Genomic DNA, 26,249 nt, shown 5'->3' with positions numbered 1-26,249 from the left:
AGCTCAGGATCCCAGTCGAAGGTGACGTTTCAGCATCGCCATGCACTGTTGCCCCACCGCTTCGGCATTCAACTTGTCCTGAAGTGGAGCATGACACGGGCCGATAGGGAGGTCCCGTCGGACCAAACCACAAACGGCGTCGGCCAACGCCTCGGCGTCGCAGGCCGGGACGAGGCTCACGCAAGGCGGTGAATCTCCCAGCATTTCGCGAATGGCGGGGGAATCCCGGGTAATCAGCGGCTTGCCCATCGCCACTATTTGGAAAACCTTGTTGGGGATGACGCTAGCCGCCTTTTCCGACCCACCGAAGATACCCAGGCACACATCGGCGCTAGCGATCCGCCTGCGCAATTGTGTGTAATCGACCCATGGCTCCCAGTGCACCTTCGGCAAGGGTTGTTCGGTCAGTAAGGTCTTGATGCGATCTGCCTCCTGCCCCTTGCCAATTAGCTGCCACTCGATCGGCTCGCTACGGGTGAGGCGGGCGGCACGCACGATGGTTTCGATACCGTGCAAGGGAATGAACTGGCCATAGAATAGAACTTGCAGCGGGGGATGATCGGACGAGTTGACCTGCGAGCGAACGGCGTTGACAAGTGTGGAGTCGGCGTGAAAGTGCTCCGTTTCTGCGCCGACCCAGACAGTCTCGGCACTTCCGGTAGTCAGCCCGAACAATGTCTCAATGCGACGTGCATGGGCCTGCGTGTCCAGAAAGACGAGGTCGGCACGATTCAGCGCAAACCGCTCCAATGCATGCAAAAGCTTGGCAGCGAGACCGCGACGGGGAAGTAACTGCCTGTCCTCCACCACGGTGTCGTAGATCGACATGAACATGTCCCAGGCGAGTGGGACCCGGCGCAGACGCGCTATAGGTGCTGCGACGATCATGTCCAAAATGCCGGGAAAGCCGACCAGCACAACATCAGGTTTCGGTGTGCGAGCGAGACGCCACGCCAGGCGGGGATAAGACAGTAACCAGCGAATCGCTATTCCCAGCCATTGTCGTGCCCCCCGAATCTGGGACTTGTCGGCGACCCCGTGCCAAAGCTCTACGTGGCATTCGGCCACCTCTGCCCCAGCCAGCCGGAGGCCTTTCAGCAGGAGCCGAGCCCTCGGCTTGCTGGTGTCATAGGTACCCCAGCAAAGAATACGCATGGGTCAGCATACCCCGGCATTGCTGATAATCACCCAGCAAGCGCCGCTTCCAGCTCCGGAACGATCTTGAACAAGTCCCCGACCAAGCCAAGATCGGCAATCTCGAAAATCGGCGCCTCGGCATCCTTGTTGATCGCCACGATGGTGCCGGCGTCCTTGATGCCGGTCAGGTGCTGGATGGCGCCGGAGATGCCGATGGCCATGTACAGCTCCGGCGCGATGATCTTGCCGGTCTGGCCGACCTGCATCTCGTTCGGCACATAGCCGGCGTCCACCGCGGCGCGGGAGGCGCCCACGGCGGCACCAATCCTGTCGGCGAACTTGTAGATGATCTCGAAGTTCTCCTTCGAGCCCACGCCACGGCCGCCGGAGACGACCTTGCTGGCGCCCTGCAGGTCCGGGCGGTCGCTCTTGCCCTGCTTCAGTTCGACGAATCGGGTGTAGGAGGGCAGGGCGACGTCGAGGTTCAGCGCTTCGACGGGCGTGCCGTTCGCACCGATGGCGGCGGCCGGCCAGGACGCGGTGCGGATGGTCGCCACCACGGTCTGCGCCGGATCGGCTTCCACCGTGACGATGGCATTGCCGGCATAGATGGGACGCTTGAAGGTGTGGCTGCCTTCGACCGCCATCACGTCGCTGACCTGGGCCACGCCGAGCAGGGCGGCCACGCGCGGGGCCAGGTCCTTGCCGAAGGTGGTGGACGGGGCGAACACGTGACTGTAGCCGGCGGCGGCCTTGGCCACTTGTGGTGCCAGCACGGCGGCCAGCGCGTGGGCGTTCTCGGCGCGGGTGACGGTGAGAACGCGGCTCACGCCTTCGATCTTGGCCGCCTCGGCGGCAATGGCGTCGGCGTTGTCGGCCAGCACCAACACGTCGATGGCTTCGGGCTTGGCCGCCGCGGCGGCGCTCACGGCGCGCGCGGTCGAGGGGTTGAGCTTGCCGCCCAGGTGCTCGGCGATGACGAGGATTTTGCTCATGTCTTCTCTCCTGTTGCCGGCAGCTGCTTAGAGCAGGCCCTTCTGCTTGAGGGTGGCCACCAGCTCGGCCGCGTCCTTCACCATCACGCCCTTGCTGCGCTTGGGCGGCGCGGCGTAGTGGGTGGTCTTGAGGTGGTCGCCACCTTCGACGCCCAGCGAGCCGAGCTCGATCACGTCGATCGGCTTGGATTTGGCTTTCATGATGTCCGGCAGCTTGATGAAGCGCGGCTCGTTGAGGCGAAGGTCGGTGGTGATCACCGCCGGCAGGTCGGCCTCGATGGTTTCCAGGCCGGCGTCAACTTCGCGGGTCACCGTGGCCTTGCCATCGGCGATCTCGACCTTGCTGGCGAAGGTGGCCTGCGGGCGGTCCCACAGCGCAGCGAGCATCTGGCCGGTCTGGTTGGCGTCGTCGTCGATCGCCTGCTTGCCAAGGATCACCAGGCCAGGCTGCTCCTTCTCGACCAGCTTGAGGAATACGCGCGCGGCGGTGAGCGGCTGCACGGCCTCGGCGGTGGTGACGTGGATGGCGCGGTTGGCGCCCATCGCCAGGCCGTTGCGCAGGTGCGCGGTAAGGTCGGCCGGGCCGATGCCCACGATCACCACTTCCTCAGCCACGCCCTTCTCGCGCAGGCGCAGGGCCTCCTCCAATGCAATGTCGTCGAAGGGATTGGCGGAGAGCTTGACGCCCTCGGTCACCACGCCGGTGCCGTCGGGTTTGACCTGGATGCGGACGTTGTAGTCCACGACGCGCTTGTAGCCGACCAGAATCTTCATCGCGGTTCCTTTGACAGCTGCAGCCCGGGAGGGCGCGAAAAGCCGACATTGTAACCGCATCGCCGGTGGGCGCAGGCGCGGCGGGGTGGTCAGCGCCCGCGTTTTGCGTAGGGATAGGGGGCGGCCGGAGGCTCGGCCAAGCCGCAGACGGCCGCACCGCTCGTGGATTCGAAACCGGCGGCCCCGGCGACGACCATGAACAGGCGCTCGACAGCATGGGCCTGGGTCCCGTCTATCTGGCCCATTTCCGTTTCGAATTCATCGACGGCGAGGTGGGCATCCAGCAAGGGACGCAGCGCTTCCGCGCGGATCCAGAACATGCTGCCGGCTACAAAGGCGGCCTGGCCGGCAGCCTCCAGGTCGATCCCGATGCGGGTGGCCAGCGAATAGGTGTTTGCTCGGTTGGCGCCCCAGAAATCCGGGACGGCCTGACGATGTCCTTCGGGATAGACGATGCCCAGCGTCGGCCGCTCCCGGAAGGCGTCCAGGATGCAGGTGGCCCGCGCCGGGGCGAGCAGCCGCTCGAGCAATTCGCGCCGCCACTGGTCGCCATCCGAACGATGGGTGGAGCGCTTGGTATGCAGCTTGAGAATGACGTCCGTGCCCTCGTCGAGCAGACGGTTGGCGACGTGCAGGAACGGCAGGATGTCGCGGCCACGGTTCTCGAAGATTTCCAGCTCGGCGTCGAGCGCTAGCGAGGCCATGCGCTGACGCACGGCGTCGGCGCGTTCGCTTGTAGTCGTGACCACGATGCGCCAGTCCACGCCGCTGGCCCGGAGCGCCGTGGCGATGTCGTCCAGCACATCGAGATACCAGGCATGCACGATCGCGCATGGGCGGGCAGTGTGCGGTCGGCCGGGCTCCGCGGGGAGCAGCGCGTCCCGGGTTGCCTGCAGCCAGGCGTAGCCGAGCCGGGTGTCCGGTTCGAGCACCGCGCCCTCGGCCCATTCGTTCCATGCATTGATGAACACCATCGCTGGCTGGCGGCGCTGCGCGCGGGCGATCGCGCGGCGCAACCAGTCGCGATAGCCTCGAGGGGACGCATGCTTGAACACCCGTCCTTTACCGCTGCGACGCGGTTCATTGTCCCAGCCGGGGTTGACGCCGGGGTAGCGCGGATAGGGCGGGTCCGCCTGCGCCTCGGCTGCGCGAGCCAGTTCGCGCCAGTCGAAGACGTCGCCCGCGAACGCGGGGTTGAGCAGGCGCTCTTGCGCGGTGATCGGCGCAAGCGTGGTGTTGTTGGGGGGGAACTCCACTGCAGCATCGAAACCGATCTCGCGCGGATCGACGCGGTCGAAGCTCTGCACGTACGCAAGCTGGATCTCGCCGATGCCGGCATCGCGGCACCATGCACGCCAGCGTGCCGCAGTGGCCTTCGGCTCCGGCATCAGGCCGGGTCGATAGACCAGCAGCAGCGGCTTGCCTTCCACTCGCAGGTAGCGCGGATCGCGCAGGTAGCGCGCGACGTGGGCGATGAAAGCGAGGTCATCCTCGGCACTGTGGCGCTGGCCTATCAGGATGTCTTCGGCGCGCCCATCCCAGCGCCGCGACCAGTTCTCGTTGGCCCAGCACAGGCACATGGGCAGGTCCAGCGACGGATCGTCCAGCCATTGCTGCAGGGGCTGTTCCAGTAGGCGCTCCCCACCGAACCAGTAGAAGTAGCTGCAGAACGCGCCGATGCCGTATTCGCGCGCCAGCCGCATCTGCTTGCGCATGACCTCGGGAAGGCGCAGGTCGTAGAAACCCAGCGCACCCGGCAGGCGCGGCTGTGCATGGCCTTCGAACTGTGGCAATGCGCGCGCCACGTTGGTCCACTCGGTAAAACCCTCGCCCCACCACGCGTCGTTCTGTGCGATCGGGTGGAACTGCGGCAGGTAGAACGCAACCAGCGTCGCCGGTTGCGGGGCCGGCAGGGATTCCGCACGCCGTTCCACATACCCGATGGCGCGTCCGCCTGCATGCCGGCGGGGGCGGCGTTCGGCGTGGGCCGGATCGCCCACCCGGCCCCGCGGGCCTGCCGGCACCACGTGTGCATAGCGGTCGAGGAACCGCTGGCGCAGCCGGTCTCGCGTGATCGCCGGCAACGGCAGCGCACGGAAGCACGCGCGCAGGGAAAGAAACAGGCAACGTTGGGCAAAGGCAGAGGGCGACATGGTGGCGGTCAACCGAGCATGCGCTCGAGCGTGGCAGCGGCAGCCTCGGCGGAAAAGTGCCGTCTCACGTTTTCCACGCCGCGCTCGGACAGGCGCTGCCACAGCGCGGCATCGCGGACCAGGCGCAGCACGGCATCGGCATAGGCATCGGGGTCGTCCGCGACCAGCACGTCACTACCGTCGGTCAGCTGCATGCCTTCGACGGCGATGGTGGTGCCGATCACCGGCAGGCCATGGCTCATGGCCATATTGATCTTGCCTTTGACGCCAGCGCCGAAGCGCAACGGGGCCAACGACGCGAGGCAGCCGTCGAGCCACGGATCCAGCTGCGCAACGCGGCCGTGGATCTCCAGGCCCGGCCGGGCCAGCTCTGCACGCGCGTTGTCCGGCATGTCGCCCAGCAGATGCACGCGCAGGCCGGGTAGTGCCTGGCGCAGACGCGGAAGGATCGCCCCGGCGATCCAGCGGATCGCATCGGCGTTCGGCGGATGCTGCCAGCCGCCGATGAACACCAGGTCCCTGCGTTCGGCATGCGTGCGGGTGCTGGCATGTACTTCGTGAATGTTGGAAAGCAGTTCCACGCGCGCGCCCGGCACCATCCGTGACAGCAGGACCTGTTCGTGCGCGCTGACCACCACGGTGACGTCGCTCTGCTCGATGAGGGCCATCTCACTGCGTTGCGAGGCAGCAGCCTGCCTCGAAAGCGCATGATTGCCCGCCACTTCGGCTGCACGCTGCTCGCGCAGGAAGTGCAGGTCCACCGTGTCGAAGATCAGCCTGGCCTGCGGTGCATGCCGGCGTACCAGCCCTGCGTACTGGCCGGCGACCGTATGGCGGCAGAGGATGACCGCGTGCAACTGGCGACCGAACCGGGCCAGCCATTGCGGCAGATCCTCGCTCTCCGGGCCGGCAAGCGTCTCGCAGCCGAGCTCGCCCAACGCAAGCATGTCCAGGCTGCCAGCGCGACGATCGTCCGGGAAGAAACAGGTGCTCCAGCCTTGTGCGTCCAGCAGGCGAAGGATGCCGCACAGTCGCATCGAGCCGGAATCACGTGCCGGATCGGGCATGGTTCCATCGACCACCAGCACGCGACCGCGGCTACGCCAGCGGATCGCGCGGTCCAGCGGCGTACTGGGCGGCGGCTGGACGGTCAGCTGCGTTGCCCACTTGGTGGCGAACGTGGCCTGGTTGATCGCTTGGTGTCGCTTGGTGCCGGTGGCCAGGTCGGTGCCCGAAGTGATGCCTTCGCAGTGGATCACGGTGCTGGCCGGTTCGTAGTACACCTCCAAGCCGAGATCGCGCACGGCAAAAGCAAGATCGGTGTCCTCGTAGTAGGCGGGGCGATAGCGGACATCGAAACCGCCAACGCGCTGGAAAACCTCGCGACGCAGCAGCATCGCCGCTCCGGTCACGTAATCGGTACGCCGGCGGTATTGGTAGGCGGGAGCGTTGCGCGCTTCGAAGCGGCCGGTGTTCCAGCAACTGCCATCGGCGAACACCAGTCCACCGGCTTCCTGCAATCGCCCGTCCGGATAGACCAGCCGCGGGCCCGCCATGCCACAGTCGGGCCGCTGCGTGAAACATGCGAGCAGCGCGTCGAGCCAGCCTGGCGTGACCTGCGTGTCGTTATTGAGGAACAACAGGAACTCGCCTCGTGCGGCTGCAGCGCCGGCGTTGCAACTGTCGACGAAGCCGACATTGCGTTCGTTCCGCAACAGGCGAAGGCCCTCGACCTGGGTGAGCACCGATGCGCTGTCGTCCGGCGAGGCGTCGTCGACCACGATGGTTTCGAAGCTTGCCTTCGCGCCATGCCTTGCCAGCGAACGCAGGCAGGCAAGGGTATAGGCAAGCTTGCCGTGGACGGGAATGACGATGGACACGTGCGGGACGTCCGCACGCGGCAGCGTGAACGGCGCAAAGGGTTCGTCCAGCGGCAGCAGCACCAGGTCATCGGTGTCGTCGGGCGGCCCGGTGAATTCCTGGCGCACGCGAGCCACCGTGCCCCGCCAGCCGCGTAGCGCCAGGCTGCCGCGGAAGCGCTGCACTTGATAGCCAAGGCGCTTGAGGCGCCATTGCAGGTTGCCGATCAGAAAACGCGCCCCTGGTGTCTTACATGTTCTGGTAATTGGGCCCCGAACCACCCTCGGGCGTCACCCAGGTGATGATCTCGTACGGGTCCTTGATGTCGCAGGTTTTGCAGTGCACGCAGTTGGCGGCGTTGATCTGCAGGCGCTTGCCTTGGCTTCCATCCGGCATGGCTTCCTCCACGATCTCGTAGACGCTGGCCGGGCAGAAGCGCGTGCATGGGTTGCCGTATTCGACGCTGCAGCGCTCGATGCAGATGGTCGTGTCGGCCACGTGCAGGTGGATCGGCTGGTCTTCGTCGTGTTCGGTGGCGGCGAAGTAGACGCCGGCGAGGCGATCGCGCGGAGGCAGCTCGCGTTGGACGTAGTCGCGTTTGGGCTCCTCGTGCTCGCCGATCTTGTCCAGGGTGGACCAGTCTGGCTTGTTCTTCAGCGTCCACGGCGAGGCGCCGCGGGTGACCGTTTCCCAGGCGGCATTGGCCATGCCGAACCACAGGCCTTTCTTGAAGCCGGGCTTGATGTTGCGCACCTGCTTCAACTCGTCCATTGCCGGCGAGGCGCGCAGCGCGGCGTCGAAGCCGGCGGGGTTCAGGCCGTTGGCGGCCAGATGTTCAGCGGCGAGCATCCCACTGCGGATCGCCTGGTGCGTGCCCTTGATCTTGGGCACGTTGAGCAAGCCGGCAGTGTCGCCGATCAGGATCGCGCCGGGCATCTCCACCTTCGGCAGCGACTGGTAGCCGCCGGTGACGATGGCGCGCGCGCCGGCCGAAAGAATGTTGCCGCCCTCGAGCAATGGCTTGACGTGCGGGTGGTTCTTCCACTGCTGGAAGGCTTCCCACGGCTTGTACTCGGGGTCGCTGTAATCGAGCCCGCTGACGTAACCCAGCGCGATGCGGTCGCCATCCAGGTGATAGAGGAAGCTGCCGCCGTAGGTGTCGTTGTCCGCCGGCCAGCCGAAGCTGTGCACGATCTTGCCGGGGGTGACACGGCCTGCCGGCACCTGCCACAGCTCCTTGATGCCGATCGAGTAGCCCTGCGGGTCCGAGTCCTTGTCCAGCGCAAAGCGCTTGATGAGCTGTTTGGTCAGGCTGCCGCGCGCGCCTTCGGCGAGCACCGTGACCTTGGCCTTGATGTCGATGCCCTGGGTGTAGCCGGCCTTGTGCGTACCATCCTTGGCTACGCCCATGTCGCCGATGCGCACGCCGGCGACCGAGCCGTCCTCGTTGTAGACGTTGTCGGCGGCGGCGAAGCCGGGGAACACGTCCACGCCCAGCGCCTCGGCCTGCGGCGCCAGCCACGCGCACATGGCACCGAGCGAGACGATGAAGTTGCCGTGGTTGTTCATGCCCGGCGGCACCGGCAGCTTGCGGCCGCCGGTCTTGGTCAGCAGCCAGAACTCGTCTTCGCCGGCCGGCACGCAGATCGGCGGCGGGTTGTCGCGCCAGCCCGGCAGCAGGGCGTCGAGCGGACCGGGCTCGATCACCGCGCCGGAGAGGATCTGTGCGCCGACGGTGGAGGCCTTCTCGATCACGCAGACGGTCGTCTCGGGCTGCAGCTGCTTGAGGCGGACCGCGAACGACAGCCCGGCCGGGCCGGCGCCGACCACGACCACGTCGTATTCCATCGTTTCGCGTTCGCTCATGGCGGGCTCCGTGCTGCATACATATAAGGAAGAAGCGGCATTGTCCGTTTTCGCGTGCCTGGCGGCAAACCGGACTCTTCACTAGCGGCCGCTTGCAATCGCTTCGCGCCCCGTGGCGATAATCGTGAATCCAACGCAAAGGATGGGGCATGAATTCAACCGCACCGATCGCCGACATCGACCTGCGCCGCGCCAGCGTGTGCCAGCTGCTGCACTGGCTGGCGGTGGGACGCGTGCAACCCCAGGCGCTGGCCGATACCTACCAGGCGGCGATCGAGCGGATCAATCCCGAGCTCAACGCCTATGTCGACCTGCGCCCCGGGCTGCTGCAGGAACAGGCGCGCACCGCCACGCACCGGCGTCGCGACGGCGTGCTCGGGCGGCTCGATGGCATCCCGATCGCGCTGAAGGACAATTTCGACATGGCCGGCTGGCCGACCCGTGCCGGCCTGCCCGGGCGCGAGGAGCCGGTGCAGGAGGATTCCCACGTGGTCGCGCGCCTGCGTGCCTCCGGCGCGGTGCTGGTGGGCAAGACCAACATGGACGAGGCGGCGCTCGGCGCGGCCACCGACAACCCGCACAGCGGCCCGACGCACAACCCTTACCGTCACGACTACAGCGCCGGCGGTTCCTCCGGTGGCGCCGCCGCCGCGGTGGCCGCCGGGCTTGCCGCGGCCGCGGTGGGCTCGGACAGCCTGGGCTCCATCCGCATACCCGCCAGCTATTGCGGCGTATACGCGCTCAAGCCGACCCATGGCGAGATTTCCACCCGCGGCATGCTGCCGGCCGCGCGCCGGCTCGACGCCGTGGGCCTGCTGGCGCGCAGCGCCAACGACCTGACCGTGCTGTTGCAGGTGCTGGCCGGCTACGACGCCGACGACGCGCGCTCGCGCCGTCGGCGCGTGGCCTTCTCGCCGCCGGACTGGGAGCCGGGCAACCTTCGCGCCGGCCTGCTGCCGGACCTGGCCGCCGTGGGCGTGGAGGCGGACGTGATCGAGGTCTTCGAGGCAGCCCTGGCGCGACTGCCGCGCGAGCTGGGCGAGCGGCGCACGGTGGATTTCTCCGACTGGAATTTCGCCCGCACCCGCCGCGCGGGCCTGCTGCTGATGGAGGCGGAGATGCTCGGCACCTTCGCCCCCGACCTGGCCGACACCTCGAGGCCGGTGTCGCCGCGCCTGCGCCAGATGCTCGAGTACGCCGCGCGCAAGAGCGCGGCCGACTACGCCATGGCCGACCGCGTGCTCGATGCGGCCACGCTCAAGATGCGCCGCCTGTTCGCGCAGATCGACGTGCTGGTGCTGCCGACCACGCCGCAGGGCGCGTTCCCGCTCGACGGTCCCGCGCCCGATTCGGTCGCCGATCTGACCAGCTTCGCCAGCCTGGCCGGCTGCCCGGCGGTGAGCATCCCGATGGGTGCATTGCCGGGCGGACGCCCGATCGGCATGCAGTTCGTCGGTGCGCGCGGATCGGACCTGCGCTTGCTGGAACTGGCGGCGGTGTGCGCCTCGACGCTGGACATGGAACCGATCTACCCGGCGATCGCCTGAACCGGTGGGTTGGCAGCCGCTCGCGCTGGCGGGGGCGGACCTCGCGCTGTGGACCGACTGGCTGTCGCCAGCCGAGGCGGATGCGTTGCTTGCCGAGCTGCGCGACACCATTCCCTGGGAGACCCACGTCATCCGCCTGTTCGGTCGTGAGGTCGCGTCGCCGCGGTTGAGCTGCTGGATCGGCGACCCGGGCGCCAGCTACGTCTACTCGCGCACGCGCTTCGAGCCCCATCCCTGGCCGGCCGCACTGGCCGCGCTGCGACCGCGCCTGGAGCAGGCCTGTGGCGCCACCTTCAACAGCGTGCTGGCGAACCTCTATCGCGACGGTCGGGATGCGATGGGCTGGCACAGCGACGACGAGCCCGAACTCGGCCCGGCACCGGTGATTGCCTCGCTCAGCCTGGGGGCTTCGCGACGGTTCGTGTTCCGTGCAAAGGCGCATCGTCCAGCCGTGGCGCTGGAGCTGAAGCTGCCCCATGGCAGTCTGCTGCGGATGGGTGGCGCCACCCAGCGGCTCTACCAGCACGCGCTGCCGCGCATGGCCCGCGTGCAGGCGTCGCGCGTCAACCTCACCTTCCGCCACATCCTGTAGGACCGACACTGCCACTGTTTTCGTCGCTTGCCCTAGGCAGGGAGCGGCGTCGCCCGTGGCTTGGCTTGCATCCGGACGCCGGCGATAATCCTTGCTTTCCCCCCAGGTGCCCGCGCGATGACCGAGAAGACCGTACTCAACGACACCCACCGCGCGGCGGGCGCCCGCATGGTGGATTTCGGCGGCTGGGACATGCCGATCAACTACGGCTCGCAGATCGAGGAGCATCATGCGGTGCGCCGCGACGCCGGCATGTTCGACGTCTCGCACATGACCGTGGTCGACCTGCACGGTGAGCGCGCGCGCGAGTTTCTGCGCCACCTGCTGGCCAACAACGTCGACAAGCTCAAGGTGCAGGGCAAGGCGTTGTACTCGTGCATGTTGAACGAGCAGGGCGGCGTCATCGACGACCTGATCGTGTACTTCTTCGACGAGGAGCATTTCCGCCTGGTGGTCAACGCGGCCACGCGCGCCAAGGACCTGGCGTGGATCGAGCGGCAGGCGCGGGCCTATGGCGTGGAAGTGAAGGAGCGTCCGGACTTCGCCATGGTCGCGGTGCAAGGCCCGAACGCGCGCGCCAGGGTGATCGGGCTGCTGCACGAGGTCGACCGTCCGCGCATCCAGAAGCTCGGCCGCTTCGCCGCCGCGGCGGCGCAGGGCCCGCACGGGATGCCGCTGTTCATCGCGCGCACCGGCTACACCGGTGAGGACGGCTTCGAGATCATCGTGCCGACCGAGCACGCGGTGGCGCTGTGGCAGGCGCTCGCCGGCTCGGGCGTCCGTCCGGCCGGCCTCGGCGCGCGCGATACCTTGCGTCTGGAGGCGGGCATGAACCTGTATGGCCAGGACATGGACGAAACGGTTTCGCCGTGGGAAGCGAACCTGGGCTGGACCATCGCGCTGGACGAAGGTCGCGACTTCATCGGCCGCAAGGCGCTCGAGGCGCAGAAGGCCGCCGGCGTGCCGCGCGTGATGGTCGGCCTGGTGCTCGACGAGAAGGGCGTGCTGCGCCACGGCCAGAAGGTGCTCACCGCCAACGGCGAGGGAGAAATCCTGTCCGGCAGTTTCGCTCCCACGCTGGACAAGGCGGTGGCGTTCGCGCGCATCCCCGCCGGCGAACCGGGGCAGGTGCGGGTCGACATCCGCGGCCGCGAGGTGCCGGTGCGCGTGGTGAAGTACCCGTTCGTGCGCGACGGCAAGCCCTGCGAAGGCATCTGATTCCGCGCCCGCCATTCGATAGATTTCCTGCCGGAGCGGCTAGAATCGCCGCTCCATTCCACGAACGAACGACTGGACCCGAACCATGAGCGAGATTCCCGGCGATCTGAAGTTCCTCAAATCCCACGAGTGGGCCCGCGTCGAAGACAACGGCATCGTCCGCGTGGGCATCTCCGACCATGCGCAAGGCCAGCTCGGTGACCTGGTCTACGTGGAACTGCCGGAGATCGGCGCGAGTGTGCAGGCCGGTACCGGCGTGGCGGTGGTCGAGTCGGTCAAGGCCGCTTCGGACATCTATTCGCCGGTCTCCGGCGAAATCGTCGAGGTCAACGAGCTGCTCAACGACAAGCCCGAGACGATCAACGAGGACGCCTTCGGCGAAGGATGGATTTTCGCGGTGCGCATCAGCGACCGCGGCGAACTCGATGAGCTGCTCGACGCCGACGCGTACGCCGAGCAGATCGAGAACGAGGACCACTGACGGTCCCTTCGTCGTGCGCCGCCCTGGCGTGCGCACGACGTGCTTGCGGGCGCCATCGCGCGTCGACGACCCCCGTGACCGCCCCCCCGAAAGGACGGGCCCGGGTCGCCGCCCGCCTATCGGCTTGCACCGACGATCGTGCCATTGGTCGACTCCCGTTCATTCGGATGCGGGCCTTCGAAACGCATTTTTCAACCACGCGCGCGGCATGCGATCGCGCGTGGCGGGATTGCGGGTTGCGTGTGGCACTTGGTCGGCAAAGCCTTGCGGGCCAACGTTTTGCGGCGCAATCGGCATTATGTAGGTTATTTTAGAATGGATGTATATACGTCCATTTGAAAATGCCGGTGCAGGTCCGCGAGGCCTTGCTGCGCGGCGCTTCGCAGTCCCCGGAAGGTGCCTTCGGCCATGCAAATTCGATGGTCGAAATCAATTGACAGTTGAAATCTTCAGGAATAGCTTTCGCTTCAGATCGAGGGGAACAGGTACACATGGCTGCACCGAAATTCATAACGCCTTATATCGGTCACGGCGAGAAGGCAGGCGCGGTGCGCAAAATCACCGTGTCGATTCCGCTGCATGTCCTGCGTCTGCTTTCCGACGAGCGCACCCGTCGCCAGGTCAACAATCTTCGGCACGCCACCAACAGCGATTTGCTGGTGGAGGCGTTCCTGCACGCTTTTACTGGGCAACCACTGCCAACTGATGAGGAGCTGAGACGAACTATGGCCATTGCCAAGAAAACTGCTGCGAAGAAACCGGCCGCCAAGAAGGCGCCCGCCAAGAAGACCGCTGTGAAGAAGGCCACCGCGAAGAAGCCGGTAGCCAAGAAGCCGGCCACCAAGAAGGTCGCCGCCAAGAAGGCCGCCCCGAAGAAGGCTGCCGCCAAGAAGCCGGCCGCCGCCAAGAAGGCTGCCGTCAAGAAGGTCGCCGTGAAGAAGGTTGCCGCCAAGAAGGCAGCCCCGAAGAAGGCCGCGCCGGCCAAGGTGGTCAAGGCCACCAAGACCGCCAAGGCGAAGAAGTAAGACCTACAAGACCAACTAGCTGTATCGACTTTCTCTCCCTGCGGTGCCCAGCGCAGGGAGATACTTCGAAGAGCGATTCGTCCCGGCCCCGGCCGGGACGCTTCGTTTCAGCGGCCGGAAAAGCTTGCGCCCGCTCCATTGCGCCGATTTGCCGCAACGGCACATTGGCGGTAAGTTGTGCGCACTCGCGCCGCGCACGTCCAGGGGGACGGCCGCTCCTACAGGGGGAAATAGCGCGGGTATCTGATGCCAGCCAATGGTGAACGTCCCATGGATACCCGTTCCAGTTCTATGCGCGCGCACGCGCGCGGGGCCGCCCGGCCCACCTTGATAGCCATCATCGCCATTTTCGTCCTGCTGGCCGTCGCCAGCTGGTTCCTGATCCTGCAGCCGCACCAGGAACTGGTCATGCAGGATGCCGGCGGCCACCCGTCTACGCCGGTGTCGACCGACAAGATTGCAGTACCGCCGCCAGCCAACGTGGAGACGATGGACTTGAACCAGCTGCTGGCCGAGGCGCGCAAGGCGATGAACGACCATCGCGTGCTGGCGCCGGCCGGCAACAACGCCTTCGAGTTCTACCTCAAGGCGCTGGAGAAGCAGCCGGGCAACCCGGTCGCCTCCGACGCGCTGCGCGAGACGTTCCCGTTCGCCGCCAGTGGCGCCGAGCAGGCGATCAACTCGCGCGACTTCAACGAGGCCCAGCGCGAGATCGACCTGCTGGCCAAGGCCGACCCGGCCAACTACACGCTGACCATCCTGCGTTCCAAGCTCGACGCGCAGCGCAAGCTGCTGGACAAGGAGCAGCAGCAGGCGCTCGACCAGCAGCGCCAGCAGCAGCTGGCCGCCGAGAAGGCCGCCGCGGACAAGGCCGCAGCCGAGAAGCTGGCCGCCGAGCAGAAGGCACAGCCGGCCGAGCAGAAGACGCAGGCAGAGGTCGCCGCCGCAGCCAACACGCCGGCCGCCAGCGCGCCGAGCAAACCGGCCGTACAGCAGGTGGTGAGCACCGATCCGGTGATGACCAAGTACGTGCAGCCGCGGTTCCCGACGCAGGCCCAGCGCACGCGTACGCAAGGCTGGGTGGTGGTGGGCTACACCGTCGATACCGACGGCAACGTCAGCGGCGCCCGGGTCGTCGATGCCCAGCCGCGCCATCTGTTTGACCGCGAGGCGATCAACGCGGTCGAGCGCTGGAAGTACAAGCCGGCCACGCGCGATGGCACGCCGGTGGAGGCGAAGCTGCAGCGCAAGATCGAGTTCAAGCTTTAAGCCCGCTTGGACAACCTAGAAAAGGCGGCGCTTGCGCCGCCTTTTCTTTTGCTCGGCAAAGCGGGCTGTGCTTGCCCATGACGAACGCGGGAGTGCTGTCGCTCAGCGGCGCCGGTGTCGCCGAGGACGAACCTTGCGCGGTGTGGCTGGCGCGCGGTCGGGGACGTTGTTCTCCAGTCCCGCCCAGTCCACGTGCGGCAGTCCAAGCAGGCTGTCGAACACCATCGGCATCAGGCCCGAGGGCGTGGGCACGCCGGCATTCCAGAGGGTCACGACGCCGGCGTGGTACTTGGGAAGGAAGCCGATCATCGTGCGGTAACCCTCCACCGCACCGGCGTGGTAGACCAGCGTCTGGCCGCCATAGGTGAACACGCGCCAGCCCAATGCGTAGTGCGCGGCGGTGAGGCGCCCGTTGCGCCAGGCCGAGGAGTGCAGCTCCACCGGCGTGGGCACGCCCGGCGCATGCAGCACTGCCAGCGCCGCGGGGGAGAGCACGTCCGGCCGACCGCCCATCTGCGCGATCAGCCACTTCTCCATGTCACGCAGGCTGGCGTTGACGCCGGCGGCCGGGGCTACGCGGTAATAGTTTTCCTTCGGCTCGAACGGTACCCAGCCGCGCCGCGTGCGCCGGTGCGGGCGCGCCCAGCTCTGGCTCGACTCCAGGGCGGCGCGGCCATAGCTGGCCGTGGTCATGCCCAGCGGCAGGAAGATGCGCCGGTCGACCAGCTTGTAGAAGAAGTTGCCGGTCATCGCGTAGACCACGTCGCCGATCAGGCTGAAGGCGACGTTCTGGTATCCGTAGCACTTGCCCACGCCGCAGGCCATGTCGACCTCGTCGAGCTTGCGTACCAGCTCTTCGTACGGCACGTCGTCCTCGAGCATGTTGTCGTAAGTGTTGCGCGGCAGGCCCAGGCGCTGGCCCAGGATGTCGGCCACGGTGGCGCGCTGCGTGTCGGGCACGTTCTTGAGCTTGAAGAACGGCAGCACGTTGACCAGCCGCGTGTCCCAGGCGAGTTTGCCGTCCTGCACCAGGATCGCCGTCAGGCCCGTGGCGAATGCCTTGGACAGCGAGGCCAGGCGGAACACCGTGTCGGGTTTCATCGGCTCCTTGTCCGCGGCATCGGCATAGCCGACGGTGCCCTCGAACACCACCTTGTCGTTGACCACCACGGCCGTCGCCAGTCCGGCGACGGAATCGCGCTGCTCCAGCTTGGCCAGCCACTGCCTGTACGCCTCCAGCGTGGCCCTCACCCGTTCGGGCGGCAGCGTCTGTGTGGGGGTGGTGTTGGTGGTGGGGGTCGGCTGGGCCAGCGTCGAAGTGCGGGCCAGGGCGGGAGCGGTTGCCACGCCGAGCAGGCCGGCGATCAGCAGGGGAAGCGTACGAAGCTGCATGCCTGGAAAAGTCCGGCGCAAAGCCGTGGAAAGGAGAGAGAAGCTCGGCCAGCGAGCGGCACGATTCGGCGATTGTGGTGCAGTTGGCGCTGGTCCACAACGCAAGCGCGCAGACGCCAGGATGACGGGGTTCAGCGGACAGCATGTTGCCTGAGGCTTGCCACGCTGCGAGAGGCTGCCGGCCTGGCAGCACATGCTAGGCTTTGCCGCCCCACCCCAAGGCTGGATCCCGGTGAGCCTGCGCCACAACGCCCGAGCCGACGAAGGTAACGGGCTGACCCTGTCCACGCTGGCCTTCTTCCTGGTGATGGCCGGCTACTACATGATCCGGCCGGTGCGCGACCAGCTTGGTGGCGCAGTCGGATCGCAGTCGCTTCCGCTTTTCTACGCCGTGACCTTCGGCGTCATGCTCCTGCTGACGCCGGTGTTCGGTTGGCTGGTGGCGCACGTGTCCCGCCGGCGGCTGCTGGCATGGAGCTACAGCTTCTTCATCGTCTGCCTGCTCGCTTTCGTACCCGCGTTCGTGGCGCAGGAGCGCATCGGCGCGCGGATGCTGGGCGTGGTGTTCTACGTCTGGGTCAGCGTTTTCAATCTATTCGTGGTCTCGCTGTTCTGGAGCTTCATGGCGGACATCTTCGTCAGCCATCAGGCGCGGCGGGCGTTCCCGCTGATCGCGCTGGGCGGTATGGGCGGTGCGATCTTCGGCCCCTTGCTGACCCGGTATCTCGTGCAAGTGCTCGGCGTGGCGCCGCTGCTGGCGGTGTCGGCGGCGACCCTTGGACTGGCGCTGCTGCTGTTGCTGCGGTTGTCCGCGCGTGACGAGCGGGCGGGCGACACATCCGCCGCGCAGGGCACCGGTGGCTCGCTGTGGGCCGGCATCCGCGAACTGTGGTCGCGACCGTTCCTGCGCTACATGGCGGTGCTGATGCTGCTCGGTGATGGCATAGGTACGCTCGCCTACGCCCTGATGGCCGACTATGCCAAGGCGCATTTCGCCGACCGGGTGGCGCGCACCGCGTTCTACAACGATCTCGACCTGGCGACCAATGCACTCGGCGCGCTGCTGCAGCTGACCCTCACGCGCTGGCTGCTGGTCCGCTTCGGTGCCGGCTGGGGCCTGGTGGTGCCGGCGCTGGTGAACATCGTGCTGCTGTTGATGGTTGCCGTGTTCGGCACCGGCGACGTGCGGCTGCTGGGCATGATCGTGCCGTTGCTCGGCGTGATGCTGGTGACCACGCGCGGTTTCGCCTACGGCATGACCAAGCCGGCGGTCGATTCGCTGTACACCCGGGTGCCGCGCGAGACGCGCTACAAGGGCAAGAACTTCGTCGAGACCGCGGTGTGGCGCTTTGGCGATGTGCTGGTGACCAGCGGCGTGAGCGTGCTGGCGTGGCTCGGCGTGGGCGTGGGAGGGATGGGGCTGATCGGCGCCGGCGTGGCGACGATGTCGGCCTGGGTGGCGCGGCGGGCGGGCCGTGCGCCGGATCTGGCGAAAGACTAGCCGGGCGCCAGGTCCCTCTCCGGGGAGAGGCGGCAGGGTGCACTTCAGCTGGTGATGTAGCGTTGCAGCTGGTCGATCTCTTGCGCCTGCGCGTCGATGACAGCCTTGACCAGGTCGCCGATCGAGATCACCCCGACCACCCGCGCCCCGTCGACCACCGGAAGATGGCGCACGCGGCGCTCGGTGCACAGGCGCATGCAGTCGAACACGTCGGTCTCCGGCGAGATCGTCAGCGGGTCGCCGCTCATGATGTCGGCCACCGCGGTCTGCGCGGAGGAGCGGCCCTGAAGGATGACCTTCCGCGCGTAGTCGCGCTCGGACACGATACCGGCCAGCGCCTCGCCTCTCATCACCACCAGCGCCCCGACGCGGCGTTCGGCCATCTGCCGGATCGCCTCCAGTACCGGCGCCTCGGGCGCGATGGCGTACACGGCGTTGCCCTTGCTTTCCAGCAGATGCCTGACCTGGTGCATGCCTTGGCTCCTCAGCCGGCCGCGGCGGGCCGCGTGGGAGGAGTCTAGCCCCGGCCCGTCGGTGCCGCGTCAAGGCACCGGTTTCAGCGCCCCAGCCGTTCCTCTTCCACGAAATACAGCGGGCGCTGCTTGCTCTCCGCATAGCTGCGCCCCAGGTACTCGCCGATCACGCCGAGCGCCAGCAGTTGCACGCCGCCCAGGAACAGGATCACCAGCATGAGCGTCGGATAGCCGCGCACCGGGTCGCCCCAGATCAGCGCCTTGGTCAGCACCCACAGGCCGTAGACGAAGGCGAGCAGCGAGGACCCCAACCCGACCCAGGTGGCCAGCCGCAGCGGCGCGCTGGAGAAAGAGGTGATGCCCTCGATCGCCAGTTGGGTCAGCCGCCAGTAGTTCCACTTGGTGTGGCCGCCGTGGCGCGGCTCGCGCTGGTAGTACACGGCGGTCTGGCGGTAGCCGATCCAGGCGAACAGGCCCTTCATGAAGCGCTGGCGCTCGCGCAGCCGGCCCAGCGCGTCCAGCGCGCGGCGCGAGAGCAGGCGGAAGTCGCCCGTGTCTCGCGGCAGGGGCGTGTCCGAGAGCCGCTCCATGGCGCGATAGAAGCCGGCCGCCGTGAGCCGCTTGAGCCGCGTCTCGCCGGCGCGTGCGCTGCGCGTGGCGTAGACGACGTCGGAGCCGGCACGCCATTGCGCGATCAGTTCCGGAATCAGCTCGGGCGGGTCCTGCAGGTCGGCATCGATCACCACCGCGGCGCCGTCGACGACGTGGTCCAGCCCCGCGGTGAGCGCGGCCTCCTTGCCGAAATTGCGCGACAGCTTCAGCGCCCGCACCCGCGGATCGGCGGCAAGCAGCGCCTCGATCGCCGACCAGGTGCCGTCGGTGCTGCCGTCGTCGACGTAGAGCACCGCGCTGTCCAGCGGTAGCGCGTCGAGCACGCTGCCGAGGCGCTGGTGGAAGGCGGCGAGGACGTCCGCCTCGTTATGGGCGGGGACGACGACGGTGAGTTCGTTCATGGGTCAGTGTCCTCGCCGTGGGCGCGGGTGGGTGCCGTCCAGGTAGCTGGGGCCACCGAGTTGCTGCATCTGGCGCTCGATCCACTGCGTGCGGCGCTGTACGTAGGCGCTGGGGCGGTCGGCATGCAGGCGTCGCGGACTGGGCAGCACCGCGGCCAGACGTGCGGCCTGCGCCGGCCCGAGCCGCGCCGGCGGCACGTGGAAGTAGGCCTCGCTCGCCGCACCGACGCCGTAGATGCCGTCGCCCAGCTCGGCGATGTTCATGTAGACCTCGAGGATGCGCCGCTTGGGCCAGCTCAGCTCGATCAGCACGGTGAAGTAGGCCTCCAGTCCCTTGCGCACGAAGCTGCGCCCATTCCACAGGAACAGGTTCTTGGCGGTCTGCTGGCTTATCGTGCTGGCGCCGCGCAGGCGCCCGCCTTCGTCGGCCTCATCCAGCGCATCCTGGATCGAGTCCAGGTCGAAGCCATGGTGGAAGGGAAATTTCTGGTCCTCGCCGGCGACCATCGCCAGCGGAACGTAGGGCGATACCCGTTGCCACGGTACCCAGTGCTGGCGCAGCTGGAAGTCGTGCTCGCCGTGCAGCCAGGAGCCGACGCGACGCTCCATCATCACCGCCGACGTCCACGGGGGCACGAATCGCAACGCCAACACGACCAGCCAGGAGAGCGCCAGCCACGACACCGCCAGGACGACGAGCGAGCGCAGCAGGCGGCGAAAGGCGGTGCGCGTTGGTGGCATCGTCGGGCGTCGACCTTGGTTTGGGAGCGTGGGGAGTATAAGCGGCCCATTGTTCCGCACCGACGCCGACCCCATCTGGTGCGATTCCCTTTGTCGAGGTGAGTATTCGTGGAAACCGTGCTTGTCGAGGACGTGCTGCACCGCTTCGTGCTGGAACGCGCCGGCGTGCGCGGCGTGTTGGTGCGCCTGGGCGCGGCGTGGCGCGAGGTGGCCGCCCGCGCGGACTATCCGCAAGCGTTGCGCGAACTGCTCGGCCAAAGCCTGGCCGCGAGCGCGCTGCTGACCGGCAACATCAAGCTCGAGGGAGCGCTGTCGATCGAGCTCAAGAGCAGTGGTGCGCTGCGCCTGCTGTTCACCGAATGCAGCGACCAGGGTCGCCTGCGCGGCCTGGCGCGGTGGAGCGATCCGTTGCCCGAACCGTTGGATCTGTCCACGCTGCCGGACGCGGTGATGGCGATCACCATCGGCCACGCCGAGCGAGGCCAGCGCTACCAGGGCCTGGTCGAGCTTGGTCAGCCGGACCTGGCCGGGGCGCTGGAAAACTATTTCCGCCTGTCCGAGCAACTGCCGGCGCGCCTGCTGCTCGCCGCCGATGGCGAGCACGCCGTGGGACTGATGCTGCAGAAGCTGCCCGGCGAGGGTGGCCACGGCGCGGTCGAGGATGAGGACGCGTGGAACCGCGTACTCCACCTGACCGGCACGCTGGGCCGCGAGGAGATGCTTTCCTCGGCCGCCGAGCAATTGCTCTATCGGCTCTACCACGAGGAAACCGTGCGGCTGTTCGAGCCGCGCCCTCTGGCGTTCGGCTGCAGTTGCTCCCGCGAGCGGGTGGAATCGATGCTGCGCTCGCTGGGGCGCGAGGAGGTGGAGGCCGCGCTGGCCGCCCGCGATGGAGAGATCGAGGTGATCTGCGAGTTCTGCGCGCAGCGCTATACCTTCGACCGCATCGATGCAGAGCACGTATTGAGCGGCGGGGTAAGCGCAGATACGCCCACGACCTCGCAGTAAGGCCGTAGGGAGGGCTCAGGCCCGCCAGCATCGAGGCCTGCGACACCCCACGCGCTCATCGCAGGATCAGGCGACGGCCGGCGTCGGGTCGGCCGGCAACCAGGCGGCTATCGGCTGCGGGCGGGCGAACAGGAAACCTTGGCCGTAGCGGCAGCCCACCCGCATCAGCGCCTGCCGCTGGTGTTCTTCCTCGATGCCTTCGGCGATCACCAGCATGTTGAGCGAATCGGCCAGCACCTGGATCGCGCGCACCACGGCCACGCCCTGGCTTTCGCCTTCGCGCGGCAGCTCGGTGATGAACGAGCGGTCGATCTTGAGCGTCTCGAAGGGGTACTGGTGCAGGTAGCTCAGCGATGAGTAGCCGGTGCCGAAGTCGTCAAGCGCCACCCGCACGCCGCGGCTGCGCATGTTCTCGAGCATGCGCTTGACCTGCGCCGGGTTGTCCAGCAGCGCGCGCTCGGTCACCTCGATGCGCACCTGCCGCGGCGGCAGGCCGTGCTCGGCCAGCAGGGCGAGCAGGCGCGCGTCGAGATCGGGCAGGCGGAAGTGGCGGCCGGAGACGTTGATGCTGACGAAGCCGTCCTTGCCCAGGATCTGCGGCGCCTGCGCGCAGACCTGCTCGAAGATCTGCCAGTCGATGCTCTCGGCGCAGCCGGCTTCCTCGGCGATCACCAGGAATTCGCCGGGGGCGAGCAGGCCGCGGTCTGGATGGTGCCACCGCAGCAGCGCCTCGTAGCCGACGATGCGACCGTCTTCCAGCGCCACGATGGGCTGGTAGAAGGGCGCGAACTCGTTGCGCGCGAGGCCGCGGCGCAGGTCGCTTTCCAGCTCCAGCAGCGACAGCGCCTCGCGGCGCAGCCGGTCGTCGAACACGGCGGCGCGGTGGCGGCCTTCGTCCTTGGCGCGGTACATGGCCGCGTCGGCGTCGCGCAACAGTTCTTCCGGCTTCTGGTAGTGCGGGCCGGGCAGGGCGATGCCGATCGAGGCGGAGGTGAAGATCTCCTTGGCGCCCAGACGAAAGGGCACCTGCAGCTCGCTGATCACGCGTTCGGCCACCGACACCGCGGTCGCCGGGTCGACGATGCCTTCGAGCAGCACGGCGAACTCGTCGCCGCCCAGGCGCGCGACCATGTCGCGGGTCTTCAGGCAGGCTCGGATGCGCCCGCCTACCTGGAACAGCAGGTCGTCGCCGACCAGGTGGCCGACCGAGTCGTTGATCACCTTGAAGCGGTCCAGATCGATGAACAGCACGCCGAAGCCCCCTTCGTCGGCGTCGGCACGGTAGCGTTCCAGAGCCTGCTCCATGCGTTGCAGCAGCAGGGTACGGTTGGGCAGGCCGGTCAGCGAATCATGCAGGGTCTCGTACTTGAGCCGGCGCTCGACCCGCTCGCGCTCGGCGATCTGTTCGCGCAGGTCGCGGTTGGCCAGCGCCAGCGCGCGGGTGCGTTCGGTGACGCGGCGCTCGAGCCCGGCGTAGGCCTGCTTGAGCGACTCGGCGGTGTGCTTGCGCTGCAGCGCGTTGGCGATGTGGTAGCTGACGAAGGTGAGCAGTTCCTGGTCGCGTTCGTTGTAGGTGTGCTCGGGGGTGTAACTCTGCACCGCCAGCACGCCCATCACCTTCTCGCCCCACACCAGCGGCACCCCCAGCCAGCACAGCGAGTGTGTGCCCTGGCGCTGGATCTCGCCCAGCGCGGTCAGCCGCTCCAGTTCCGCCGAGTCGGCCAGCAGCGGCTTGCCGTGGCGAAGCACGTACTCGGTGGCGCCCCGGCCGTGCAGGCGCGGGGCCGGAACGTTGTCGACCTCGTCGACCGAATAGGGGAAGGTCAGCTGTCCGCTGTCCTCGTCGACCAGCGCGATGTAGAAGTTGCGCGCGTACAGCAGGCCGCCGATGACCCGGTGCACAGCGGCGTAGAACGTGTCCAGGCCTTCGGAGGTGCTCGCCAGCTCGGCGATGCGGAACAGTGCCGCCTGCAGCCGCTCGCCGCGCTGGCGCTGCAGCACCTGCTGGCGGAGCACGCGGTTGGCCTCGCGCAGGGCGGCGGTACGGTCGGCCACGCGGCGTTCCAGCTCGGCCTGGGCCTGGCGCTTTTCCAGCGCGGCCTGCACGTGCTGGGCGACGTAGCACAACAACTCGCGATCCTGCGTGGTGTACTGGGTGTCGGCGCGGTAGCTCTGGATCACGATGCCGCCAACCACCTTGCCCTCGCGCAGCAGCGGCACTCCCAGCCAGTGCTCGCAGTCCGGGCCGATCAGCACCAGCCGGTCGGGCAACGTGCGGTTGAGCTCCTCGATCGAGCCCATCATGGCGCGCCCGCCCTTGAGCAGGTTCCAGGTCAGGCTGTGCTCCAGCTCGGCCAGCGGCACGCTCCGCTCTGGCGAGGGCGGGTCGCGGTCGGCCGCATCGGCGTAATACGGGAAGCGCACGCTGTCGGTGGGCTCGTCGTACAGCACGATATAGAAGTTCTCGGCATACATGAGACTGCCGACGATGGCGTGCAGCGAGCGCATCATTTCGGTCATGTTGCGCTCGGTGCCGGCCTGTTCGGCAATGGCGAACAGCGCGCGCTGCAGGCGCTCGGCCAGCGCCAGGCGGGAGATCGCCTCGTACAACCGCGCGGTCTCGGCCTGTTGGCGCATCCGCGTGCCGGCAAGGCGGCCGAACCAGGCCAGTCGCTCGCGCAGCGGTTCCGATAGCGGCGCTTCCGGCTCCAGCACCAGTACACGCAACCCTTGCGGATCTTCGGCCAGCTCCAGCCGGGCGGCAGACGCCGGGTTCTCCTCGCCGCCCAGCTGGCGCCAGCCCAGGCGGGCGCGCACGTGCCAGTCCGACAGGAGGGTTTCGCAAACGGCCGCCACACTGCCCGCGTCCGGAGACCCGAAAAGCCTCTCGACCGCCCGATGCAGCGCTTCCCGGTCGGCCGGGAACGTCGGGGGCTCGCGAGAGGGGGGAGCCGGGTTCATGGGAGGGCTGGAGGTTCCGTGGCGGGGGCCGTGGCGTGACTATATCGTGCGCCGCGGGCTTTGTTGGAGTCGGGTTTGCCCTGTTTTTCATTCAGGCGGAACCCCATCTTCACGGGACGGTCCGACATGGAGGATATGTGCCTAGGTTCACCGTTTCCCGAACGGGCGCTCGCCCCCGGGGTGTTAGGTAAACGTAAAGTAGCTATACTTCGATCCACTGGCTGGCATACGCCCGGCTGACACTGTCCATACCTGACAAAAGACCCATGCGCCGCCTGTTGCCCCTGTTGATCTTGCTGATGCCGCTTGCCGCGGCAGGGCAGTCGCTGGGCGGCGATCCGCATGAACTGGCGCAGCATTTGCTGCACCAGGCGCCCGATCAGATAGCCAACCTCGGCCAAGGCGTCGTCGTGCCGCTGTGGCGCGGTAGCGACGGCCGAATGCTGATGCTCAAGGCCGATGCGCAGTCATCCGCTTCGAGCCAGCGAGCGGATGCCCCGTTGTCCTTCCAGGCGGTCGATGCCGGCAGCGTGATGACCACCGGCCTGCAGTACGGGCTGGACCCGCACCTGCAGCTCCATGCCGGGGTGAGCGAGCACAACTGGATCTCGCGTGGCCCGCGGGTGGTCGGCAGCGAGATTGGTGCCACCTACAATCTGGGCCGCTACAGCGTAGGCCTGAGCGTCGGCGCCGACAGCACGCCTGACCAGCGCCTGCCGCGCGTTCTGCCGGGCGCCACGCCGGGCGTCAACGGACTGCCGGACTTCGACAGCAGTTCCCAGCTCAACGCGCGCGGTCGCGTCGAAGTCGGCGGGCAGAGCGGCATCGACCTGGGCGCCAGCGTCGGCCGCATCCGCCTGCTCCCTGGCAATGTGTTGGGCATCAATACCCTGGACCAGAAGGCGCTGACTTTCGGCGTGGACCACGGGCCGGTAAGCGGCATGCTTATCGGCCGCACCATGCAGCCTGCGCTTCCCGGTGGTTTCTACGGCGACAAGCGCTGGAGCAGCATCGATCTTGGCGTCACCTTGCGCCTGCCCTGGCAGGGCGAACTGAGCATCGGCGCGCAAAACCTGTGGTCGTCCGGTTCGTCGACACCGACGCCTGCAGGGCCGGAGCCGGACCAGTCGCGCACGCCCTACGTGCAGTACCACCAGGACCTGTAGGGCTTCTTCTGGACACGACAAAAGGCCGTCGCATGCGACGGCCTTTTCTTTTGCCGGTCTTTTTTCATTTGTCCGATCATGCCGAGATGGCGCTCCGAATATCGAAGCGCTTTGCGTATCCCGCACCCGCGCGCGCTCTTTCTCTGGAATGACCGACGCCAGTCAATCTTTCTTGCGAATCCGCAGGTCACCGCTGAAGGTTTCGACGTGGATGCGTCCCTTGCTCCCGCCGACCTCCGCGTTGAGCTCGCTGCCAGGGCCATGGTCGTGTTCGCTGACCTGTCCGAAATCGCTGCGCAGGTCGCCGCTGAAGCTGCTGGCGTGGATTGCCGCGGACAGGCTGGCAGGGACCTGGATCTGCACGTCGCCGCTCATGCTGTCGATGTCGATGCTGCCGCGTTCGGCCAGCCCTCCGTTGAGCTGCACATCACCCGATACGGTGCTCAGGTTGAATTTCTGCCACGGTCCGCCGCTGGCCTGGATGCGGCCGGAAACAGTCTGCAGGTCGGCGGTCGTGCCCAGCGTCGGGGCGAGGATATCGCCGCTGACGGTCTGCAGGTCGGCACGCTCGGCGTGGCCGGACTGCTGCACCGTGCCACTCACGCTCTCGACCGAAAGGTGGGGTGTACGAGCGTTGATGCGCACGCGGCCGCTGACGGAGTTGACCGAGATCTCGCCGCCGTCCATGCCGTCGATGCCCAATGGTGCGCTGACCACTTCCACGTCCAGCGAGGCGCCTTTGGGTACGTGCAGGTCGAGAGTGGTGTCACCCATCGAGTTGTCCCCATGCCAATTGAACCAGCCGTTCGAGCCGCCGCCCTTGGGCTTGACCTTGATCTCGAGATGGCCGTTGTCGCCCCCGATGGCGAGCGGTGCGGCACCCTCGCCAAGGCTGCCGCCGACCTGGACCTCGTTGCGGTCCCATGCGGTGATCGTGACCTGGCCCTTGACGTTGCTTACGCTGATGCGCGCATCGGGGCTGGCAGGGTGGCGCAGGTTGATGGGCGTATCGGCCAGCGCCTGGCCGATGCACAGGGTAAGCAGCAGGGGAAGGTAGCGTACGGTCTTCATGGGATG

At 67.4% G+C, this 26,249-nt stretch carries 21 protein-coding genes; 9 read left to right on the top strand and 12 right to left on the bottom strand.

Annotated elements, in window-relative coordinates; all coding sequences use genetic code 11:
* Positions 1-3: 3 nt before the first annotated feature.
* The 6 genes from BMZ38_RS14965 to BMZ38_RS14940 form a co-directional block, all read right to left on the bottom strand.
* The gene (locus BMZ38_RS14965) at positions 4-1,155 is read right to left on the bottom strand and encodes a glycosyltransferase (protein WP_091339464.1); all 1,152 of its coding nucleotides are present in this window, start codon (positions 1,153-1,155) and stop codon (positions 4-6) included.
* A 29-nt stretch (positions 1,156-1,184) separates the two neighbouring features.
* Positions 1,185-2,132, bottom strand: coding sequence for an electron transfer flavoprotein subunit alpha/FixB family protein (locus BMZ38_RS14960; protein ID WP_091339462.1), 948 nt, complete (start codon positions 2,130-2,132; stop codon positions 1,185-1,187).
* A 27-nt stretch (positions 2,133-2,159) separates the two neighbouring features.
* On the bottom strand, positions 2,160-2,906 hold the full coding sequence (locus tag BMZ38_RS14955; RefSeq protein WP_091339459.1) for an electron transfer flavoprotein subunit beta/FixA family protein: 747 nt from the start codon (positions 2,904-2,906) through the stop codon (positions 2,160-2,162).
* Positions 2,907-2,995: 89 nt separating this feature from the next.
* Entirely contained in the window at positions 2,996-5,059 is a 2,064-nt protein-coding gene (locus BMZ38_RS14950; protein ID WP_091339590.1) for a glycoside hydrolase family 99-like domain-containing protein, read from the bottom strand.
* A gap of 8 nt (positions 5,060-5,067) precedes the next feature.
* On the bottom strand, positions 5,068-7,104 hold the full coding sequence (locus BMZ38_RS14945) for a glycosyltransferase (protein WP_245747251.1): 2,037 nt from the start codon (positions 7,102-7,104) through the stop codon (positions 5,068-5,070).
* A gap of 64 nt (positions 7,105-7,168) precedes the next feature.
* On the bottom strand, positions 7,169-8,785 hold the full coding sequence (locus BMZ38_RS14940) for an electron transfer flavoprotein-ubiquinone oxidoreductase (protein ID WP_091339456.1): 1,617 nt from the start codon (positions 8,783-8,785) through the stop codon (positions 7,169-7,171).
* Positions 8,786-8,934: 149 nt separating this feature from the next.
* Here BMZ38_RS14940 and BMZ38_RS14935 point away from each other — a divergent pair, with 149 nt between their 5' ends.
* The 6 genes from BMZ38_RS14935 (at position 8,935) to BMZ38_RS14910 (ending at position 14,917) form a co-directional block, all read left to right on the top strand.
* Positions 8,935-10,332, top strand: a complete 1,398-nt coding sequence (locus BMZ38_RS14935) for an amidase (protein ID WP_091339453.1) — start codon at positions 8,935-8,937, stop codon at positions 10,330-10,332.
* A 4-nt stretch (positions 10,333-10,336) separates the two neighbouring features.
* The gene (locus tag BMZ38_RS14930; protein WP_091339450.1) at positions 10,337-10,924 is read left to right on the top strand and encodes an alpha-ketoglutarate-dependent dioxygenase AlkB family protein; all 588 of its coding nucleotides are present in this window, start codon (positions 10,337-10,339) and stop codon (positions 10,922-10,924) included.
* A gap of 117 nt (positions 10,925-11,041) precedes the next feature.
* Complete coding sequence (gene gcvT / locus BMZ38_RS14925) at positions 11,042-12,142, top strand: glycine cleavage system aminomethyltransferase GcvT (protein ID WP_091339446.1); 1,101 nt, start codon at positions 11,042-11,044, stop codon at positions 12,140-12,142.
* Positions 12,143-12,227: 85 nt separating this feature from the next.
* The gene (gcvH, locus tag BMZ38_RS14920) at positions 12,228-12,623 is read left to right on the top strand and encodes a glycine cleavage system protein GcvH (protein WP_091339443.1); all 396 of its coding nucleotides are present in this window, start codon (positions 12,228-12,230) and stop codon (positions 12,621-12,623) included.
* Between the two features lie 491 nt (positions 12,624-13,114).
* On the top strand, positions 13,115-13,648 hold the full coding sequence (gene metJ, locus BMZ38_RS18090) for a met regulon transcriptional regulator MetJ (RefSeq protein WP_091339440.1): 534 nt from the start codon (positions 13,115-13,117) through the stop codon (positions 13,646-13,648).
* Between the two features lie 270 nt (positions 13,649-13,918).
* Positions 13,919-14,917 carry an energy transducer TonB gene (locus BMZ38_RS14910; RefSeq protein ID WP_091339437.1) on the top strand — a complete coding sequence of 333 codons (999 nt, stop codon included), beginning with the start codon at positions 13,919-13,921 and terminating at the stop codon, positions 14,915-14,917.
* A 102-nt stretch (positions 14,918-15,019) separates the two neighbouring features.
* Here the strand turns inward: BMZ38_RS14910 and BMZ38_RS14905 are convergent, their stop codons facing one another.
* Complete coding sequence (locus tag BMZ38_RS14905) at positions 15,020-16,309, bottom strand: serine hydrolase domain-containing protein (protein ID WP_091339434.1); 1,290 nt, start codon at positions 16,307-16,309, stop codon at positions 15,020-15,022.
* Between the two features lie 307 nt (positions 16,310-16,616).
* Here BMZ38_RS14905 and BMZ38_RS14900 point away from each other — a divergent pair, with 307 nt between their 5' ends.
* Positions 16,617-17,810 carry an NTP/NDP exchange transporter gene (locus tag BMZ38_RS14900; protein ID WP_245747260.1) on the top strand — a complete coding sequence of 398 codons (1,194 nt, stop codon included), beginning with the start codon at positions 16,617-16,619 and terminating at the stop codon, positions 17,808-17,810.
* 44 nt (positions 17,811-17,854) lie between these two features.
* On the opposite strand, the gene BMZ38_RS14895 is transcribed toward BMZ38_RS14900, so the two are convergent.
* From BMZ38_RS14895 to mtgA, 3 genes are all read right to left on the bottom strand, one after another.
* Positions 17,855-18,283 carry a CBS domain-containing protein gene (locus tag BMZ38_RS14895; RefSeq protein ID WP_091339431.1) on the bottom strand — a complete coding sequence of 143 codons (429 nt, stop codon included), beginning with the start codon at positions 18,281-18,283 and terminating at the stop codon, positions 17,855-17,857.
* An 83-nt stretch (positions 18,284-18,366) separates the two neighbouring features.
* On the bottom strand, positions 18,367-19,296 hold the full coding sequence (locus tag BMZ38_RS14890) for a glycosyltransferase family 2 protein (protein ID WP_091339428.1): 930 nt from the start codon (positions 19,294-19,296) through the stop codon (positions 18,367-18,369).
* Positions 19,297-19,299: 3 nt separating this feature from the next.
* On the bottom strand, positions 19,300-20,037 hold the full coding sequence (gene mtgA / locus BMZ38_RS14885) for a monofunctional biosynthetic peptidoglycan transglycosylase (protein ID WP_091339425.1): 738 nt from the start codon (positions 20,035-20,037) through the stop codon (positions 19,300-19,302).
* Positions 20,038-20,145: 108 nt separating this feature from the next.
* Here mtgA and hslO point away from each other — a divergent pair, with 108 nt between their 5' ends.
* A complete protein-coding gene (gene hslO, locus BMZ38_RS14880; protein ID WP_091339423.1) occupies positions 20,146-21,045 on the top strand; it encodes an Hsp33 family molecular chaperone HslO in 900 nt (299 codons plus the stop codon).
* A gap of 66 nt (positions 21,046-21,111) precedes the next feature.
* Here the strand turns inward: hslO and BMZ38_RS14875 are convergent, their stop codons facing one another.
* Entirely contained in the window at positions 21,112-24,006 is a 2,895-nt protein-coding gene (locus BMZ38_RS14875; RefSeq protein ID WP_091339420.1) for a bifunctional diguanylate cyclase/phosphodiesterase, read from the bottom strand.
* 266 nt (positions 24,007-24,272) lie between these two features.
* Here BMZ38_RS14875 and BMZ38_RS14870 point away from each other — a divergent pair, with 266 nt between their 5' ends.
* Positions 24,273-25,172 carry a hypothetical protein gene (locus BMZ38_RS14870; protein WP_091339417.1) on the top strand — a complete coding sequence of 300 codons (900 nt, stop codon included), beginning with the start codon at positions 24,273-24,275 and terminating at the stop codon, positions 25,170-25,172.
* 162 nt (positions 25,173-25,334) lie between these two features.
* On the opposite strand, the gene BMZ38_RS14865 is transcribed toward BMZ38_RS14870, so the two are convergent.
* A complete protein-coding gene (locus tag BMZ38_RS14865; RefSeq protein WP_091339414.1) occupies positions 25,335-26,243 on the bottom strand; it encodes a DUF4097 family beta strand repeat-containing protein in 909 nt (302 codons plus the stop codon).
* Positions 26,244-26,249: the final 6 nt, after the last annotated feature.

Source organism: Frateuria terrea (genome assembly GCF_900115705.1).
GTDB classification, from domain to species: domain Bacteria; phylum Pseudomonadota; class Gammaproteobacteria; order Xanthomonadales; family Rhodanobacteraceae; genus Frateuria_A; species Frateuria_A terrea.
The sequence above is the reverse complement of the archived record's forward strand: the minus strand, read 5'-3'. Positions and strand labels throughout refer to the sequence as shown.